The sequence below is a fragment of the Aeromonas sp. QDB03 genome, assembly GCF_027707985.1.
Classification (GTDB): domain Bacteria; phylum Pseudomonadota; class Gammaproteobacteria; order Enterobacterales; family Aeromonadaceae; genus Aeromonas; species Aeromonas hydrophila.
Map to the genome: position 1 here is coordinate 88,898 of NZ_JAPCJG010000002.1, position 15,571 is coordinate 104,468.

Annotated in this window: 18 protein-coding genes; 4 read left to right on the forward strand and 14 right to left on the reverse strand. The window is 59.5% G+C overall.

Features of this window, described 5'->3' with window-relative positions; genetic code table 11:
* Window positions 1-6: 6 nt before the first annotated feature.
* The 6 genes from hscB to trmJ form a co-directional block, all read right to left on the reverse strand.
* Window positions 7-525: a co-chaperone HscB gene (hscB, locus tag PG900_RS05155; protein WP_016350399.1), complete on the reverse strand. Its 519-nt coding sequence runs from the start codon at window positions 523-525 to the stop codon at window positions 7-9.
* A 122-nt stretch (window positions 526-647) separates the two neighbouring features.
* A complete protein-coding gene (iscA, locus tag PG900_RS05160; RefSeq protein WP_270801429.1) occupies window positions 648-971 on the reverse strand; it encodes an iron-sulfur cluster assembly protein IscA in 324 nt (107 codons plus the stop codon).
* Window positions 972-986: 15 nt separating this feature from the next.
* Window positions 987-1,370, reverse strand: a complete 384-nt coding sequence (gene iscU / locus PG900_RS05165; protein WP_005299770.1) for a Fe-S cluster assembly scaffold IscU — start codon at window positions 1,368-1,370, stop codon at window positions 987-989.
* Between the two features lie 41 nt (window positions 1,371-1,411).
* Entirely contained in the window at window positions 1,412-2,626 is a 1,215-nt protein-coding gene (locus PG900_RS05170; protein WP_270801426.1) for an IscS subfamily cysteine desulfurase, read from the reverse strand.
* A gap of 57 nt (window positions 2,627-2,683) precedes the next feature.
* Complete coding sequence (gene iscR / locus PG900_RS05175) at window positions 2,684-3,187, reverse strand: Fe-S cluster assembly transcriptional regulator IscR (RefSeq protein WP_011705634.1); 504 nt, start codon at window positions 3,185-3,187, stop codon at window positions 2,684-2,686.
* A gap of 93 nt (window positions 3,188-3,280) precedes the next feature.
* On the reverse strand, window positions 3,281-4,006 hold the full coding sequence (gene trmJ / locus PG900_RS05180) for a tRNA (cytosine(32)/uridine(32)-2'-O)-methyltransferase TrmJ (RefSeq protein ID WP_270801423.1): 726 nt from the start codon (window positions 4,004-4,006) through the stop codon (window positions 3,281-3,283).
* Between the two features lie 179 nt (window positions 4,007-4,185).
* On the opposite strand from trmJ, the gene PG900_RS05185 reads away from it, so the two are divergent.
* On the forward strand, window positions 4,186-4,602 hold the full coding sequence (locus PG900_RS05185; RefSeq protein ID WP_045790120.1) for a hypothetical protein: 417 nt from the start codon (window positions 4,186-4,188) through the stop codon (window positions 4,600-4,602).
* Here the strand turns inward: PG900_RS05185 and ubiT are convergent.
* Window positions 4,549-5,088 (reverse strand): ubiquinone anaerobic biosynthesis accessory factor UbiT, encoded by a 540-nt coding sequence (ubiT, locus tag PG900_RS05190; RefSeq protein WP_011705631.1) that lies wholly within the window; start codon window positions 5,086-5,088, stop codon window positions 4,549-4,551. The genes PG900_RS05185 and ubiT overlap by 54 nt on opposite strands.
* A 190-nt stretch (window positions 5,089-5,278) precedes the next feature.
* Between ubiT and ubiU the strand changes: the two genes are divergently transcribed.
* Window positions 5,279-6,274, forward strand: coding sequence for a ubiquinone anaerobic biosynthesis protein UbiU (gene ubiU, locus PG900_RS05195; protein ID WP_017410222.1), 996 nt, complete (start codon window positions 5,279-5,281; stop codon window positions 6,272-6,274).
* Between the two features lie 12 nt (window positions 6,275-6,286).
* Entirely contained in the window at window positions 6,287-7,159 is an 873-nt protein-coding gene (locus tag PG900_RS05200) for a U32 family peptidase (protein WP_270831029.1), read from the forward strand.
* 117 nt (window positions 7,160-7,276) lie between these two features.
* Here PG900_RS05200 and nlpI read toward each other — a convergent pair whose 3' ends face one another.
* The 7 genes from nlpI to queA all read right to left on the reverse strand — a co-directional run bounded on the left by nlpI (window position 7,277) and on the right by queA (window position 14,272).
* Entirely contained in the window at window positions 7,277-8,224 is a 948-nt protein-coding gene (gene nlpI, locus PG900_RS05205; RefSeq protein ID WP_280940144.1) for a lipoprotein NlpI, read from the reverse strand.
* 90 nt (window positions 8,225-8,314) lie between these two features.
* Window positions 8,315-8,683 carry a rhodanese-like domain-containing protein gene (locus PG900_RS05210; RefSeq protein WP_259232231.1) on the reverse strand — a complete coding sequence of 123 codons (369 nt, stop codon included), beginning with the start codon at window positions 8,681-8,683 and terminating at the stop codon, window positions 8,315-8,317.
* A gap of 99 nt (window positions 8,684-8,782) precedes the next feature.
* Complete coding sequence (gene secF, locus PG900_RS05215; RefSeq protein WP_011705626.1) at window positions 8,783-9,730, reverse strand: protein translocase subunit SecF; 948 nt, start codon at window positions 9,728-9,730, stop codon at window positions 8,783-8,785.
* 9 nt (window positions 9,731-9,739) lie between these two features.
* The gene (gene secD / locus PG900_RS05220) at window positions 9,740-11,593 is read right to left on the reverse strand and encodes a protein translocase subunit SecD (RefSeq protein ID WP_270831030.1); all 1,854 of its coding nucleotides are present in this window, start codon (window positions 11,591-11,593) and stop codon (window positions 9,740-9,742) included.
* Between the two features lie 18 nt (window positions 11,594-11,611).
* Window positions 11,612-11,947 carry a preprotein translocase subunit YajC gene (gene yajC, locus PG900_RS05225; RefSeq protein WP_011705624.1) on the reverse strand — a complete coding sequence of 112 codons (336 nt, stop codon included), beginning with the start codon at window positions 11,945-11,947 and terminating at the stop codon, window positions 11,612-11,614.
* A gap of 50 nt (window positions 11,948-11,997) precedes the next feature.
* The gene (tgt, locus tag PG900_RS05230; RefSeq protein ID WP_016350389.1) at window positions 11,998-13,134 is read right to left on the reverse strand and encodes a tRNA guanosine(34) transglycosylase Tgt; all 1,137 of its coding nucleotides are present in this window, start codon (window positions 13,132-13,134) and stop codon (window positions 11,998-12,000) included.
* 70 nt (window positions 13,135-13,204) lie between these two features.
* Window positions 13,205-14,272, reverse strand: coding sequence for a tRNA preQ1(34) S-adenosylmethionine ribosyltransferase-isomerase QueA (gene queA / locus PG900_RS05235; protein ID WP_024944089.1), 1,068 nt, complete (start codon window positions 14,270-14,272; stop codon window positions 13,205-13,207).
* Window positions 14,273-14,484: 212 nt separating this feature from the next.
* Here queA and PG900_RS05240 point away from each other — a divergent pair, with 212 nt between their 5' ends.
* Window positions 14,485-14,931, forward strand: a complete 447-nt coding sequence (locus PG900_RS05240) for a CBS domain-containing protein (protein WP_270831031.1) — start codon at window positions 14,485-14,487, stop codon at window positions 14,929-14,931.
* Window positions 14,932-15,571: the final 640 nt, after the last annotated feature.

Below are 15,571 nucleotides of genomic sequence, written 5' to 3' on the forward strand. Positions count from 1 at the left end.
AAAGGATCAAGACTCGAACAGCGAGTCTTCGAATCGTTCCAGCTCCTCGAGGAGCTTGTCGACAAACTTGAGTTTGCGAACACAATCAGCCGCTCGCGGATCCTCACCTGTGGCGAGGGCCTGGGTCAGCTGCTGCATCAACAACTGGTGATCATGCCTGATCTCCTGGCGAAAATCCTTGATGGCACGCTCAGGGTCAGTCTCCCCTTTCAGGTCGGCCAGCCGCTCGCGCCACTCCAGTTGCTGCATCAGAAACGCGGTATCTTGCAACGTCTGTTGCTCGCCACGAAGTTCGGTGCCACGCAGGGAGAGCAGGTACTCGGCTCGGCGCAGGGGCGCCTTGAGGGTAGTGAAGGCATCGTTGATCTGGGCGGCACGTTGCACCGCAGCCAGCTGCTCCCGCTCGGGGGCGGTGGCAAAACGATCGGGATGAAACTGGGTTTGCAGCTGGCGGTAGGTCTCTGCCAGCTGACGGGTATCGAGCTCGAAGCCTTCAACCAGCCCAAACAGCTCGAAATAATTCATGCAGACCTCTTAGACACTGATGCTGCCCCCATGCCGCTCGCGCTCAGGTGGGCGAAGCGGCATGGTTGAACCGGCCGTGGCCGACCAGTTCAACGGACAAGCGATCATGTGTTGCACACATCTCAGACACTGAAGCTTTCGCCGCAACCACACTCGCCCTTGGCGTTGGGGTTGTTGAACTGGAAGCCCTCGTTGAGGCCCTCCTTGACGAAATCCAGTTCGGTGCCATCCAGGTGGATCAGACTCTTGGCATCGACGATGATCTTGACCCCGCCCTGCTCGAATACCTGATCTTCATCTGCCAGCTCATCGACGAACTCGAGCACATAGGCAAGACCCGAGCAGCCGGTGGTCTTGACGCCGAGGCGCAGGCCGATGCCCTTGCCCCGGTTGGTCAGAAACGAGGAAACCCGTGCCGCTGCGGCATCTGTCATGGTAATGGCCATACTGCGCTCCTGACCTTAGAGACCTTTCTTCTGCTTGTAATCGGCGATGGCGGCCTTGATGGCATCCTCGGCCAGAATGGAGCAGTGAATCTTCACCGGTGGCAGCGCCAGCTCTTCGGCGATATCGGTGTTCTTGATACCGGCCGCTTCATCCAGGGTCTTGCCCTTGACCCACTCGGTCACCAGGGAGCTGGAGGCGATGGCGGAACCACAACCGTAGGTCTTGAACTTGGCATCTTCGATGATGCCGTCGTCGCTGATCTTCAGCTGCAGCTTCATCACGTCACCACAGGCCGGTGCACCGACCATGCCGGTGGCGATGCTGGGATCGTTCTTGTCGAAGCCGCCCACGTTACGGGGGTTCTCGTAGTGGTCGATTACTTTTTCACTGTAAGCCATATCTAACTCCTGCTAATTCCGTTAAACACCGATCCCGCGGATCAGTGATGAGCCCATTCGACCGTGTTCAGATCGACGCCGTCCTTGTACATCTCCCACAGGGGAGACATCTCGCGCAGACGACCGATGGAGTCACGGATAAGCTTGATTGCGTAATCAATCTCTTCCTCGGTGGTAAAGCGGCCCATGCTGAAACGGATGGAGCTGTGCGCCAGCTCGTCGTTCAGGCCCAGTGCACGCAGCACGTAGGAGGGCTCCAGGCTGGCCGAGGTACAGGCAGAACCGGAAGAGACCGCCAGATCCTTCAGCGCCATGATGAGGGATTCCCCTTCCACATAGGCGAAGCTGACGTTGAGGTTGCCCGGCACACGCTGTTCCAGGTCACCATTGATGTAGACCTCTTCGATATCCTTGATGCCGTCCCACAGACGCTGACGCAAGGCCATGATGCGCTGACCTTCGCTCATCATCTCTTCCTTGGCGATGCGGAAGGCTTCGCCCATGCCGACAATCTGGTGAGTCGGCAGGGTGCCGGAACGCATGCCGCGCTCATGGCCACCACCGTGCATCTGGGCTTCCAGGCGCACACGCGGCTTGCGACGCACGTAGAGGGCACCAATGCCTTTCGGGCCGTATACCTTGTGGGCGGACATGGAGAGCAGGTCAACCTTGAGCGCTTCCACGTCGACCGGGATCTTGCCCACGCTCTGTACCGCATCCACGTGCAGCAAGATCTTGCGGGAGCGGCACAACTCGCCGATGGCGGCGATGTTCTGCACCACGCCGATCTCGTTGTTGACGTGCATGATGCTGACCAGGATGGTGTCATCACGCAGGGCGCCTTCGATCTGTTCCAGGGTGAACAGGCCATTGGGCATCGGCTCGAGGTAGGTTACCTCATAGCCTTCGCGCTCCAGCTGGCGACAGGTATCCAGTACCGCCTTGTGTTCGGTCTTGGAGGTAACGATGTGCTTGCCCTTGCCGGCGTAGAAATGGGCGACGCCCTTGATGGCGAGGTTGTTGGATTCAGTCGCACCGGAGGTGAAGACGATCTCGCGCGGGTCGGCACCGATCAGCTCTGCCACTTGATTACGGGCCAGATCGACCGCCTCTTCGGCTTGCCAGCCAAAGCGGTGGGAACGGGAAGCTGGATTGCCGAACAGGCCATCCATGGTGAGACACTGCATCATTTTTTCTGCGACACGCGGGTCCACCGGACAGGTTGCCGAATAATCAAGGTAAATAGGCAGTTTCATGTTTTTCTCCGTTACAGCCAGGGTCATACATCGACCAGCTGTGGAAAGCACGTTTGTTTATAGTTGGACTTTCAAGCTCACATCGCCGCGTTCTGCCCGATCTACCAGGGACAACACGGTTTTCATTTGTTCATCTTGCTTGCCGGCAATCCGGCGCACATCGGCCTGATCAACCAGCTCGGCCAGGGTGATGTCCCCCAGGAAGCTGGAGATCCGCTCGCTCAGGTCACGCCACAGGGAGTGAGTGAGGCACTGGGTGCCGCCGTGGCAGCCCCCCTTGCCGAGGCACTTGGTGGCATCCACCGATTCGTCGACCGCGGTGATCACCTGACCGACCGAGATGGCATTCGGCGCCAGACCGAGGCGATAACCGCCGCCCGGGCCACGCACGCTGCTCACCAGGCCATGCTTGCGCAGGCGGGCAAACAGCTGCTCCAGATAGGACAAGGAGATGCCCTGGCGCTCCGAAATATCAGCCAGGGGCACGGGCCCCTGCTCTGCATGCAACGCCACGTCGAGCATGGCAGTCACAGCGTAACGTCCTTTTGAGGTCAGTCTCATATGCCTTACCGTTTTGCGAACCAATCAATATGGGCATATGGTCACATACCCGACTAAATCAGTCAAGTATATGGTTGAGTAATCCAGTCGGGTTTAATCCTGCGGTCTCGGTTTTTGTACCGAGGTCAGAATGCCGCGCAGGATATTGAGTTCCACCGCCTCCGGACGAGCCCGATTGAACAGGCGGCGCAGCTTGCTCATGACCTGTCCCGGGTGATCATCGGCGATGAAGCCGGTCTTGAGCAGCGTCTGCTCCAGATGCTGATAGAAGCCTTCCAGCTGCTCGGCGCTGGGATAACCCACCGCCATGTCGGTCTCGCCGACCTGTTCCTGCTGCAACCAGTGCATTCGCACCTCATAGCAGAGGGTCTGCACCGCCATGGCCAGGTTGAGGGAGCTGTACTCTGGGTTGGCCGGAATGGCCACGTGGTAGTGGCACTTTTGCAGCTCGTCATTGGTCAGGCCGGTGCGTTCACGGCCAAATACCAGCGCCACCGGATGCTGCATCCCCTCGGTTACCAGCTTCTCGCCCGCTTCGCGAGAGTCGAGCATGGGCCAGCTCAGGGTACGGGAGCGGGCACTGGTACCGATGACCAAACCACAATCCGCAATGGCTTCATCCAGGGTCGACACGATGCGGGCATTGGCCAGCAGATCGCTGGCACCGGCGGCCAGCGCATACGCGTTGTCATCGGGCTGTGCTTGCGGATCAACCAGCACCATCTGGCTCAAGCCCATGGTCTTCATGGCGCGCGCCGCAGAGCCCATGTTGCCGGTGTGAGAAGTGTTTACCAACACGATACGAATCTGATCCAACATGCCCAGTCAATCTTCAGTCAAAAATGGCGTGCAATTGTAACATAGCCAATCGCTATTTTGGCACCGTAAATGGCGCACCAATTCACAACAATGACGCCGTTTTGCAGAACAAAGCGGTATGAGGCGGGTGTGCTGACTGGCTAGACTTGAAGGATGGGAAGGTGAAAAGTGGAGGCAACATGTGCCCACGCTGGCTTTATGAGAGGTTGCCGGTCTGCTATCTGCTGGTGGCGGTCGGCATCATCCTGCTCAGCCACTCCCCGCTGCTCTGGCTGGCGGGCACCTTGCTGTTTGTCGCTGGCGCCACCGTCTGGATGATGCGATCCAGCTATCGGCGTACCGATCTGGTCATCTTTCCGACCAAACGCTGGTTTCAGCCAGAGTGGCTCTACGAGGCCCAGCCGTTCATCTGGCTGGCGCTGGGTCTGCTGCTCTCGCGCCTTCCCAGCGCCGGCGCCCTGCTGGCTCTGCTGCCCTGCCTGTGGGCCTGTCGCTGCCTGTGGGCCCGCAATCACTACCGCCACCATGCCGATGGGCTGGTCTCACAGCTGAGGCGCAACCCCACCCGCCGGCGCAGAGTGCGCCTCTTGCGCTGATCCCGCCTTCGCCCGCTCGATGAAGGTGGCAAGATCCAGCAAGGGATAACGCACCAGGCTTGGCAAACCGTCCAGATCCAGGCTGTCCATCAGGTTTTTCACCTCCAGCCCCAGCTCGGTGTTCCCTTCAATCTTCAGCTTGCGCTGGAAGAAGAGAGAGTCGGGATCTTCCTTGCGACCGGCGATCAGGATGAGGTCGTTGGTGGTGCCGCTGAAACAGACATCGGCCTGCTCGCAATGACGAGCCACCACCAGCTTGCCATCTTGCTCGCTGATGAACCAGCAGAGCTCCAGATCCGAGACTTCGACCTTGAGCCACTTGCCCGCCAGAAATTCAAAGTCGCCATCTGCGATGGCCTCTTTGAACACGCTGGCCAGCAGGCGCTCCATCAGGTTCTGCTGCAAGGAAAATGGCACCAGTTTGAGAGGGTGGCGCAGAATGCGGGGAGCCTGTTCGACCAGGCGACGTTGCAGTTGTTGAAACACGATAAACTCCCAGTTTTTTGCGCATTCAAGCACAGGGCCGCAGCCATGATCCTGTTGGAAATCAAACTTGTGCCCACTTACCTCAAGAAGGGTAAAGCCACACAAAGCTGCCTCAGGTCAAAAAGTGGAAGGACGCCGGTGAATACAATCGGGCCACTTTTGCATTTTTTGCCCTCTCGGAGCGTACCCGATGGAATTACTCTGTCCGGCAGGCAGTTTGCCGGCACTGAAAACAGCCGTGGATAACGGGGCCGATGCGGTCTATATCGGCTTCAAGGATGACACCAACGCCCGCCATTTCGCCGGGCTCAACTTCACCGACAGCAAGCTGGAGAAAGCGGTCGACTATGTGCACCAGCATGGCCGCAAACTCCATATCGCCATCAACACCTTCGCCCACCCAGGCTCCGATGCCCGCTGGCAGCAGGCGGTGGACAAGGGCGCCGCACTGGGGGCCGATGCCCTGATCATCGCCGACCTCGCCGTGCTCGACTATGCCAGCCGCCGTTACCCGGATCTGGAGCTGCACGTCTCGGTGCAGGCCAGTGCCACCAACGCCGCCGCCATCCGCTTCTACCAGCAGCACTTCAACGTCGGTCGGGTGGTGTTGCCCCGGGTCCTCTCCATGCATCAGGTGAGGCAGCTGGCCCGCGAGACCGACGTCGGCCTCGAGGTCTTCGCCTTCGGCAGCCTCTGCATCATGGCGGAGGGGCGCTGCTACCTCTCCTCCTACATGACCGGTGAGAGCCCCAATACCGTCGGCGCCTGCTCACCGGCCAAGTTCGTGCGCTGGGAGGAGACCCCGAGCGGCCTCGAGTCTCGCCTCAACGAGGTGCTGATCGACCGTTACGGCCCGGGGGAAAACGCCGGCTACCCGACCCTGTGCAAGGGCCGCTTCGAGGTGGATGGCCAGACCTACCACGCGCTGGAGGAGCCCACCAGCCTCAACACCCTTGGCCTCTTGCCCGAGCTGTTCCAGACCGGGATCCAGTCGGTCAAGATCGAGGGGCGCCAACGCAGTCCCGCCTATGTGGAGCAGGTCACCCGGGTCTGGCGCGCCGCCATCGACGCCTATCAGGCCAACCCGGAAGCCTATCAGGTCAAGGCCGAGTGGGATGCCCAGCTCGCCCGCGTCTCCGAGGGGAGCCAGACCACCCTCGGTGCCTATCATCGCCAGTGGCAATAAGGAGCCCTGTTCATGAAATTCTCTCTCGGCCCCCTGCTCTTCTACTGGCCCAAGGCCGACACCCAGGGCTTCTATCAGGCGGCCGCCACCAGCCAGGCCGACATCGTCTATCTGGGGGAAACCGTCTGCAGCAAGCGCCGCGAACTGAAAGTGGATGACTGGATTGCCCTCGCCCGTCAGGTGGCCGGCTCGGGCAAGCAGGCGGTGCTCTCCACGCTGGCGCTCATCTCCGCCCCCTCCGAGCTCAAGGAGGTCAAGCGGCTGGTCGACAACGGCGAGCTGATGATCGAGGCCAACGATCTGGGGGCGGTCCAGCTTGCCAGCGAAGCCGGGCTGCCGTTCGTCTGCGGCCCCGCCATCAACGCCTACAACGCCGACGTGCTGCGCATGCTGCTCACACAGGGGATGCAGCGCTGGGTAATGCCGGTGGAGCTGTCACGAGACTGGCTGGTACAGCTCAATCAGGATCTGGGCAGTGCCCGCCAGCAGTTCGAGGTGGAGGTGTTCGCCTACGGCCACCTGCCACTCGCCTACTCGGCGCGCTGCTTCACCGCCCGCTCCCTCGACCGGCCCAAGGACAACTGCGAACTGGCCTGCATCGACTACCCCACCGGCCGGCTCGCCAGCAGCCGCGAGGGGCAGAAGGTGTTCAACCTCAACGGCATCCAGACCCAGTCCGGTTACTGCTACAACCTGGGCAACGACCTGGCCGGGATGGAAGGTCTGGTGGATGTGGTGCGCCTCTCCCCCGAGGGGTTGGACACCCTGACGATGCTGGACCGCTTCAAGGCCAACCAGCAGGGCCAGGCTCCCCTGCCCCTGCAGCAGGAGCGGGACTGCAACGGTTACTGGCGCCAGATCCCCGGCATGATGCTGGCCCTGTGAGCCGGCGGCAGACCCATCAGAAGGGGTGAATCACATCGCCACGTCTGACACCCAGATAGCAAAAAGGCCTCGCAGTGAGGCCTTTTCTACATCATTCAAACCGGCAACAGGGCAAGCTCAGGATGCCTGCTTGCTGCTCTTGCCCTGGGCACTCTGGGCACCGGGCGGCAGGGGTTTGCGCGCCATCAGCTCCAGTTCGAGCAGGGCATATCTGTGCTCGATGAAGTCATACACGTTGTTGGCGAGCGCCAGCTTGAAGTAGCTGATGGCTTCCTTGCGGTTGCCCTTGGCCAGTTCAAACTTGCCGAGGTAGAAGTAGGTTTCGCACAGGCGCTCGGCGAGCTCCCGGTTGTCCTTCACCCCTTTCACCACGTTGCCCATCAACTGGGTGGCATTGAGTTCGCCGGTATAGAGGCGCACCAGATCCCAGTTCCAGGCATCATCATCGTACTTGTTGAGCCGCTCGCGCATCCGGCTCATGGCGGCCGGTGCATTGAGCTTCTGTTCGGCCAGATAGAGCCAGATCACCCGGTAGGGATCTTCCGGCTGCGCCTCGTAGAAGCGCTTCATATCGGCCGCGGCCAGCTCGGGACGATTACCGTAATAGAGCGCAATGCCACGGTTCAGGTAGGCATAGTCATAATCGGGAGCCAGCTCGAGGGCGGAATCAAATGCCTCGTAGGCTTCGTCATAATTCTGCTGCTGCACCAAGTAGACGCCGATGAAGTTGTAGGCTTCGGCAAAATCCGGCTTCTCCCGCAAGGCGCGGTTGAAATCCAGCCGCGCCAGGGAGCGCAAGCCTACCCGGTCAAACACGACAGCACGCTCATAAAACAGTTCAGCCCGTTGCTCCGTGGTCAATTCCATCTCGCTGAGCATCTGCCCGAGTCGCGCCAACGCCAACTCGCTCTGGTAAGAGACCTGCAGGGGGGTCGCCAATACCAGTGAAGCGGGTTGCGGCTTGGGAACTTGAGGCGCTTCAACCTGACTGCTACTGCTGCAACCCCACATGGGGAGCAGCAACAGGATACCAAGGAGGTATCCAATCCCTTTCCTGACGTTCAATGAACACTCCGACGCTTACGCTTGACCCGGCATATGGTAAAGGTCAGCCGACACTTTGTCATGTGGCTGAGCCTCTCTCCCTCAAATAAATCAGGATTCGACAGGGTATCCGGCATCACACCAGCCCCGAAAGCCACCATCGACGCTGACCACCCGACCGTAGCCCATCTTCTGCAAGTTCTCCGCCACCAGAATGGAGCGAAATCCCCCACCACAATAGAGGTAGAGCTCGGTGTCGGGATCCGGGTAACGGGTCTCGATGTCCCGCTCGATCACGCCACGACCGAGGTAGGTCGCCCCCGGCAGATGGCCCTTGGCCCACTCGCTCTCTTCCCGCACGTCGACCAGGTGAAAGGTACGCCCCTCATCCTGCCAGCGTTTGATCTGGTGCACGTCGGTCTCCTGTACATGAGGACGAATGGCCTCTACCAGTGCCAGAAAACGGGGATTGTGTTGCATGGCTTGCTCCTTGCCTGTTGGCCAACAGCCGTTGGTGAAACCGTCATAATGACTCACCCGGACGATAAGAGAAAGGGCGCCTCACGGCGCCCTTGTCATTTACGGCAGGATCTCTTGCTGATCCGCGCCCTCTTTTTCCACCTGGGTCGGCAGCATGTGCTCCCGCTTGACCCCGAAGAACATGGCGAACGAGCTCGCCACATAGATGGAGGAGTAGGTACCGAAGGCGACACCGATCACCATGGCCACCGAGAAACCGTGGATCAGCGGACCGCCCTTGAGCAGCAGCGCCAGCACCACCACGAAGGTCAACCCCGAGGTGATGATGGTCCGGCTCAGGGTCTCGGTCATGGAGAGATCCAGGATGTACTCGGTATCCCCCTTGCGCACCTTGCGAAAGTTCTCCCGCAACCGGTCGAACACTACGATGGTGTCATTCAGGGAGTAACCCACCAGGGTCATCAATGCCGCCAGCACGGTCAGGTCGAACTCGTACTGGAAGTAGGCAAAGACGCCGAGGGTGATCACCACGTCGTGCACCAGGGAGAGAATCCCCCCCATGGCCAGACGCCATTCGAAGCGCACCGCCACGTAGATCAGGATACAGAGGATGGAGGCCAGCATGGCCAGCGCACCGTCGGTCGCCAGCTCGTCACCCACCGAAGGGCCGACGAACTCGACGCGCTTGAGCACGGCCGCAGGATCGATCAGCTTGGCCGCCGCCAGCACCTCGTTGCCCTGCTGCTCCACCTTGACCCCCTCTTTCGGGGTCAGGCGGAACAGTACGTCACGGCTGGAGCCGAAGTGTTGCAGGGTCGCCCCTTCAATCTTCTGCTCGTCCAGCACCTGGTGCACCTTGTCCAGGCTCACCGACTGCTGGAAGCCCACCTCGATGGTGGTACCACCGGTGAAGTCCAGACCCCAGTTCAGGCCCCGATCGAACAGGAAGAACAGGGAGATCACCATCAGCAGGGTAGAGAAGACCACACCCGGCCTGGCATAGCGCATGAAGGGAATGGGCTTTTCAAAATGTAGAATCTGAAACATGTCTCTTCCTTAGATCGGCAGCTTGTCGAGGCGCCGTCCACCCCAGGCCAGGTTGATGATGGAGCGGGAGACCGTGATGGCGGTAAACATGGAAGCACTCAGACCAATCCCCAGCGTCAGGGCGAAGCCCTTGATGGCGCCGGTACCGATACCGAACAGGATCACACAGGTGATGAGCGAGGTGACGTTGGAGTCGGCGATGGTCGAGAACGCCCGATCAAAGCCCAGATGAATGGCCTGCTGTACCCCACGACCGTTGCGGATCTCTTCACGAATACGCTCGTAGATCAGCACGTTGGCATCCACCGCCATACCCAGCGTCAAGACGATACCGGCAATGCCCGGCAGGGTCATGGTGGCCCCCGGGATCATCGACATGATACCGACAATCAGCACCAGGTTCATGGTGAGGGCGATGTTGGCCACCCAGCCGAACGCACGGTAGTAGATCCCCATGAACAGCACGATCACCAGCATGGCCCAGCCGATGGCTTCCATACCGCTGTCAATGTTCTGCTGACCCAGGCTCGGGCCTATGGTGCGCTCTTCGACGATCTGGATCGGGGCGATCAGTGCACCGGCACGCAGCAGCAGCGCCAGGTTGTGGGCTTCGTTGGCGTTGTCGATGCCGGTGATGCGGAACTGGCTGCCAAGACGCGACTGGATGGTGGCGACGTTGATCACCTCCTCCTGCTTGCGGAACTTACGCTTGCCGTCCGGACCCGGCTGACCGACCGGCTTGTATTCGATGAACACGGTAGCCATGCCCTTACCAACGTTGTCCTTGGTAAAGTTGGCCATCTTGTTGCCACCCTGGCCATCAAGCTTGATGTTGACCTGGGGACGGCTGTATTCGTCGAAACCGGACTGGGCACCCACGATGTGGTCACCGGTCAGGATGATGCGCTTTTGCAGCACCACCGGACGTCCGTTGCGATCGTTGTAGACCTTGGAGCTCGGCGGCACCCGACCATCGGCCGCGGCCTGGATGTCGGCAGTCTCATCGACCATGTGGAACTCCAGGGTCGCGGTCGCGCCCAGGATCTCCTTGGCACGGGCGGTGTCCTGGATACCGGGCAGTTCCACCACGATGCGCTCGGCACCCTGCTGTTGTACCAGCGGCTCGGCCACGCCCAGCTCGTTCACCCGGTTGCGGATGATGGTGATGTTCTGCTCGAGGGCGTACTTCTTCACTTCCTTGATCTTGGCTTCACTCAGACCGGCCAGCAGGACAAACTCGTCCCCCTTCTGCTCGGTGGTGAAGGTGAGATCAGGGTTCTGACGACGCAGGTGAGAGATGGCCTTGGCCTGATCGGCCTCGTCACGGAACAGCACCTGTACCTGATCACCGGCCCGGCGCACGCCGGAATAACGGATCTTCTGGGTACGCAGCTCGGAGCGGAAATCCTGCACCATCTGCTCTTGCTGCTTGGTCAGCGCCTCGGCCATGTCCACTTCCATCAGGAAGTGCACACCACCGCGCAGGTCCAGACCCAGCTTGAGCGGGTTGGCGCCGATGGCTTCGAGCCAGGCAGGCGTGGAAGGGGCCAGGTTGAGAGCGGTAATGAAGTTGTCGCCCAGCTTGTTGGCGACGATGTCGCGCGCCTTGAGCTGCTCTTCGGTATTTTTGAAACGAACCAGGATGAAGCCGTGCTCGAACGCCGCATGCTTGACCGGGATCTGAGCCGCATCGAGCGTCTCTTTCACCAGGTCAAGGGTGTCCAGCTTGACTTCGGCCCCCCGGCTGGCAGAGATCTGCAAGGCCGGGTCTTCGCCGTAAAGATTGGGGGCTGCATATAGAAAACCGATGGCGATCACCACGACCACCATCAGGTATTTCCACAGCGGATAGCGATTTAACACGCTGTGCTCCTCGGGAGATTAGAGGGACTGGATAGAACCCTTGGGCAGAACGGCAGAGACGAAGTCACGTTTGATGGTGACCTGGGTCTGATCGTTCAGGGCCAGCACGAGGTATTCGCTGTCGGCGGATACTTTGGCGATTTTGCCAACCAGGCCACCGGAAGTGAGGACTTCGTCACCCTTAGAGAGGGAGCTCATCAGGTTGCGGTGATCTTTGGCGCGCTTGGCCTGGGGGCGATAGATCATGAAGTAGAAGATGAGGCCGAATACGGCCAGCATGATGATCATTTCCATGCCACCACCCTGTGCACCCGGAACTGCGCCTTCTGCATACGCCTTGGAGATAATGCTCATTTAACAACCTCTTATTGATGTAGATTTGAAAACTAGCTTATATATCGTTGTTATTTCACGTCATTTTCAGCTAACGGAGGCACGGGCTTCCCTTGCCGACGGTAAAACTCAGTTACAAAGTCGTCTAATTTACCCTGCTCGATCGCGTCCCGCAAACCCTGCATCACACGCTGGTAATAACGCAGGTTGTGAATGGTGTTCAGACGGGCACCGAGGATCTCGTTGCACTTGTCCAGATGGTACAAATAACTGCGGGTGTAGTTCTTGCAGGTGTAGCAATCGCAGTCGGCATCCAGGGTGCTGGTGTCCTCGCGATATTTGGCGTTGCGGATCTTGACCACCCCGTCGGTGGTGAACAGGTGGCCGTTGCGGGCGTTGCGGGTCGGCATCACGCAGTCGAACATGTCGATGCCGCGGCGCACCCCTTCCACCAGATCTTCCGGCTTGCCCACGCCCATCAGGTAGCGCGGCTTGTCGGCCGGGATTTTCGGGCAGACGTGCTCGAGGATGCGATGCATGTCCTCTTTCGGCTCACCCACCGCCAGACCACCGACCGCGTAACCGTCGAAGCCGATCTCCAAGAGACCTTCCAGCGACACATCCCGCAGATCTTCGTACACGGAACCCTGGATGATGCCGAACAGGGCGTTCTTGTTGCCGAGCGCATCGAACTTGTCGCGCGAACGCTTGCCCCAGCGCAGGGACATCTCCATGGACTTGCGCGCCTCTTCGTAAGTGGCCGGGTACGGCGTGCACTCATCGAAGATCATCACGATGTCGGAACCCAGATCGTACTGGATCTCCATGGATTTCTCGGGGTCGAGGAAGATCTTCTCGCCATTGATGGGGTGACGGAAGTGCACCCCCGCTTCGGTGATCTTGCGGATGTGCCCCAGGCTGAACACCTGGAAACCACCCGAGTCGGTCAGGATCGGGCCCTGCCAGTTCATGAAGTCATGCAGATCGCCGTGGGCGCGCATCACTTCCTGCCCCGGCCGCAACCAGAGGTGGAAGGTGTTGCCAAGCAGGATCTGGGCGCCAGTCTCACGCACCTCTTCCGGGGTCATCCCCTTGACGGTGCCGTAGGTGCCGACTGGCATAAAGGCCGGGGTCTGCACGGTGCCGCGCTCGAATACCAGCTGGCCGCGACGGGCACGGCCGTCAGTGGTTTTCAGTTCAAATTTCATTGCTACCTCGTTGCGTCAGAGAAACAGTCTGACAGTAGGGGGCCCGAGGGCCCGGTATAAAGGGCGCGGCTTATGCCTGCGCCCGGCAACGGGTGACGAACATGGCGTCCCCGTAGCTGAAGAAACGGTACTGCTCCGCCACGGCCGCCTGGTAGGCCGCCATCACGTTGTCGTAGCCGGCAAAGGCGCTGACCAGCATGATCAGGGTCGACTCCGGCAGATGGAAGTTGGTGACCATGGCATCGACCACCTGGAACTGGTAACCAGGGAAGATGAAGATGTCGGTGTCGCTGAAGAACGGCGCCAGCGGCTTGCCCTGCGCCAGGGTCACCTTGGCCGCGCTCTCGAGCGATCGTACCGAGGTGGTCCCCACCGCAATCACCCGGCCACCGCGGGCGCGCGTTGCGGCGATGGCGTCCACCACCTCCTGCGGCACCTCGGCATACTCCGAGTGCATGTGGTGATCTTCAATCTTGTCCACCCGCACCGGCTGGAAGGTGCCCGCCCCGACGTGCAGGGTGACGAACGCCGTTTCCACCCCCTTGGCACGGATCTTCTCGAGCAGCGGCTCGTCGAAGTGCAGGCCGGCAGTCGGCGCCGCCACGGCACCCGGCTTCTGGTTGTAGACGGTCTGGTAGCGCTCCTTGTCGGCATCCTCATCGGGACGGTCGATATAAGGGGGCAGCGGCATGTGGCCGATGGCTTCCAGGATCTCCAGCACGGGGCGGGGGTCGAGGAAGTGGATCTCGAACAGGGCATCGTGACGGGCGCGCATCTCGGCTTCGACTTTCTCGCCGTCGGCCCCGCCATCCAGAATGAGCCGGGTACCGGGCTTGGGCGATTTGGAAGAACGCACATGAGCCAGCACGCTGTGCTCGTCCAGCATCCGCTCCACCAGCACCTCCAGCTTGCCGCCGCTGGCCTTCTGGCCAAACATGCGCGCCGGAATGACACGGGTGTTGTTGAACACCAGCAGATCGCCGGGGTTGAGCTGGTCCAGCACATCCACAAATTGACCGTGGCGCAGCGCGCCAGTTTGACCATCGAGCTGCAACAGACGACTGGCGGTACGTTCCGTCATGGGATAGCGGGCAATCAGCTCGTCTGGCAGATCAAAATGAAAATCGGATACTTGCATCTTTCACCTCGGGGGGAATCGGCGGCTAGTCTAGTTATCCCCTTCTTCCAAGGCAACCCAAAAGACCAAAAACCCAAGGGAGACAAGGGATAGCGAGCAATTATGTGAAGCAGGGCCAGTTAAAAAACCTTTAAGGTTTTGTATTGACCCTGATCATGTTTTGCCGAGGGGGGCTGGGCTAGGGTGAAAGCAGATACACAAGGAGGCCCACCATGATGACCCTATCCGAGATCATGACTGAACACCCCTTCACCCTGGGTCCGGAAAACAGCGTCAAACAGGCGATGGATCTGATGCAGCAGGAGCGGATCCGCCACATCCCCATCGTTGACGAACAGCATCATCTGCTGGGCCTGGTTACCCTCTCCGACATCCTGGCCACCCGCGAGTCCAAACTGCTGCTGATCAATCCGGAGCGGGAGGCGGAGTTCACCGACAGCGTGCAGCTCGACGAGATCATGACCCGCCAGGTGGCCAGCGTGGATCCCCATGCCGGCATCAAGGAGGCGGCGCTCTACCTGCAACGACACAGATACGGCTGCCTGCCGGTACTCAAAGGGCGCAAGTTGATCGGCATCGTCACCGAGTCGGACTTCATTGCCGTCGCCATCAACCTGCTGGAACTGATGGAGGAGCAGGATCCACCTGGCGACTTTTGATCTGAATTTCATGTAATAAAATTACAATAAAAGCGTTTTCAGCGTACTTGATCGGCAATAAAGCTGAAACTCTTTCATTTTGATTGAAAAATTACACCACAACCTTGCTTTGTGATCTGCATCACACTATCATGACCGTCATGCAATAGTTGCCGAGCGGAAGACGAGGGATTGTGCACCCGTCCTCTTCCTCTCATATGTCTGCAAGTTTGCACACCCCGTAGTTAGTCTTTGCTGTAAAGCTTTTGTTTATATAGCCATTCCTTGTTTGATGACCCGGCCTTGTCCTTGCGACGACGCCGGGATTTTTTTATCTGCGCGTTTCCCCTCCCCTCGCCCAGTGCGTACTGGCGCCTGCATATTGCAAGGTGGCAGACCCCACCTCTCTGCGGTTGGCAGACTGCCACTTGCCCCTTGAAAAACCGAAGCCGTGCACAGATGTTGAATCTCGACAAGGAGTTATCCCGGCATGCCGGCGATATTCATGTTAGGTACAGCAGCCATGGTTTATCTAATAAGTAGATTTAAGTGATTCAAAATTGCGGCTTTGATCGATTAGGAAAAGTCCCTATGATGAATCCATCGAAAGTTAAACGCCTCGTCCGGCACGACTCTTCAAACCCAGACGGGCATATGTACA

Coding starts and splice junctions, on each gene's coding strand:
- hscB (WP_016350399.1), bottom strand. CDS start 525: ATGAATTATTTCGAGCTGTTTGGGCTGGTTGAAGGCTTCGAGCTCGAT.
- iscA (WP_270801429.1), bottom strand. CDS start 971: ATGGCCATTACCATGACAGATGCCGCAGCGGCACGGGTTTCCTCGTTT.
- iscU (WP_005299770.1), bottom strand. CDS start 1,370: ATGGCTTACAGTGAAAAAGTAATCGACCACTACGAGAACCCCCGTAAC.
- PG900_RS05170 (WP_270801426.1), bottom strand. CDS start 2,626: ATGAAACTGCCTATTTACCTTGATTATTCGGCAACCTGTCCGGTGGAC.
- iscR (WP_011705634.1), bottom strand. CDS start 3,187: ATGAGACTGACCTCAAAAGGACGTTACGCTGTGACTGCCATGCTCGAC.
- trmJ (WP_270801423.1), bottom strand. CDS start 4,006: ATGTTGGATCAGATTCGTATCGTGTTGGTAAACACTTCTCACACCGGC.
- PG900_RS05185 (WP_045790120.1), top strand. CDS start 4,186: ATGTGCCCACGCTGGCTTTATGAGAGGTTGCCGGTCTGCTATCTGCTG.
- ubiU (WP_017410222.1), top strand. CDS start 5,279: ATGGAATTACTCTGTCCGGCAGGCAGTTTGCCGGCACTGAAAACAGCC.
- PG900_RS05200 (WP_270831029.1), top strand. CDS start 6,287: ATGAAATTCTCTCTCGGCCCCCTGCTCTTCTACTGGCCCAAGGCCGAC.
- PG900_RS05210 (WP_259232231.1), bottom strand. CDS start 8,683: ATGCAACACAATCCCCGTTTTCTGGCACTGGTAGAGGCCATTCGTCCT.
- secF (WP_011705626.1), bottom strand. CDS start 9,730: ATGTTTCAGATTCTACATTTTGAAAAGCCCATTCCCTTCATGCGCTAT.
- yajC (WP_011705624.1), bottom strand. CDS start 11,947: ATGAGCATTATCTCCAAGGCGTATGCAGAAGGCGCAGTTCCGGGTGCA.
- tgt (WP_016350389.1), bottom strand. CDS start 13,134: ATGAAATTTGAACTGAAAACCACTGACGGCCGTGCCCGTCGCGGCCAG.
- queA (WP_024944089.1), bottom strand. CDS start 14,272: ATGCAAGTATCCGATTTTCATTTTGATCTGCCAGACGAGCTGATTGCC.
- PG900_RS05240 (WP_270831031.1), top strand. CDS start 14,485: ATGATGACCCTATCCGAGATCATGACTGAACACCCCTTCACCCTGGGT.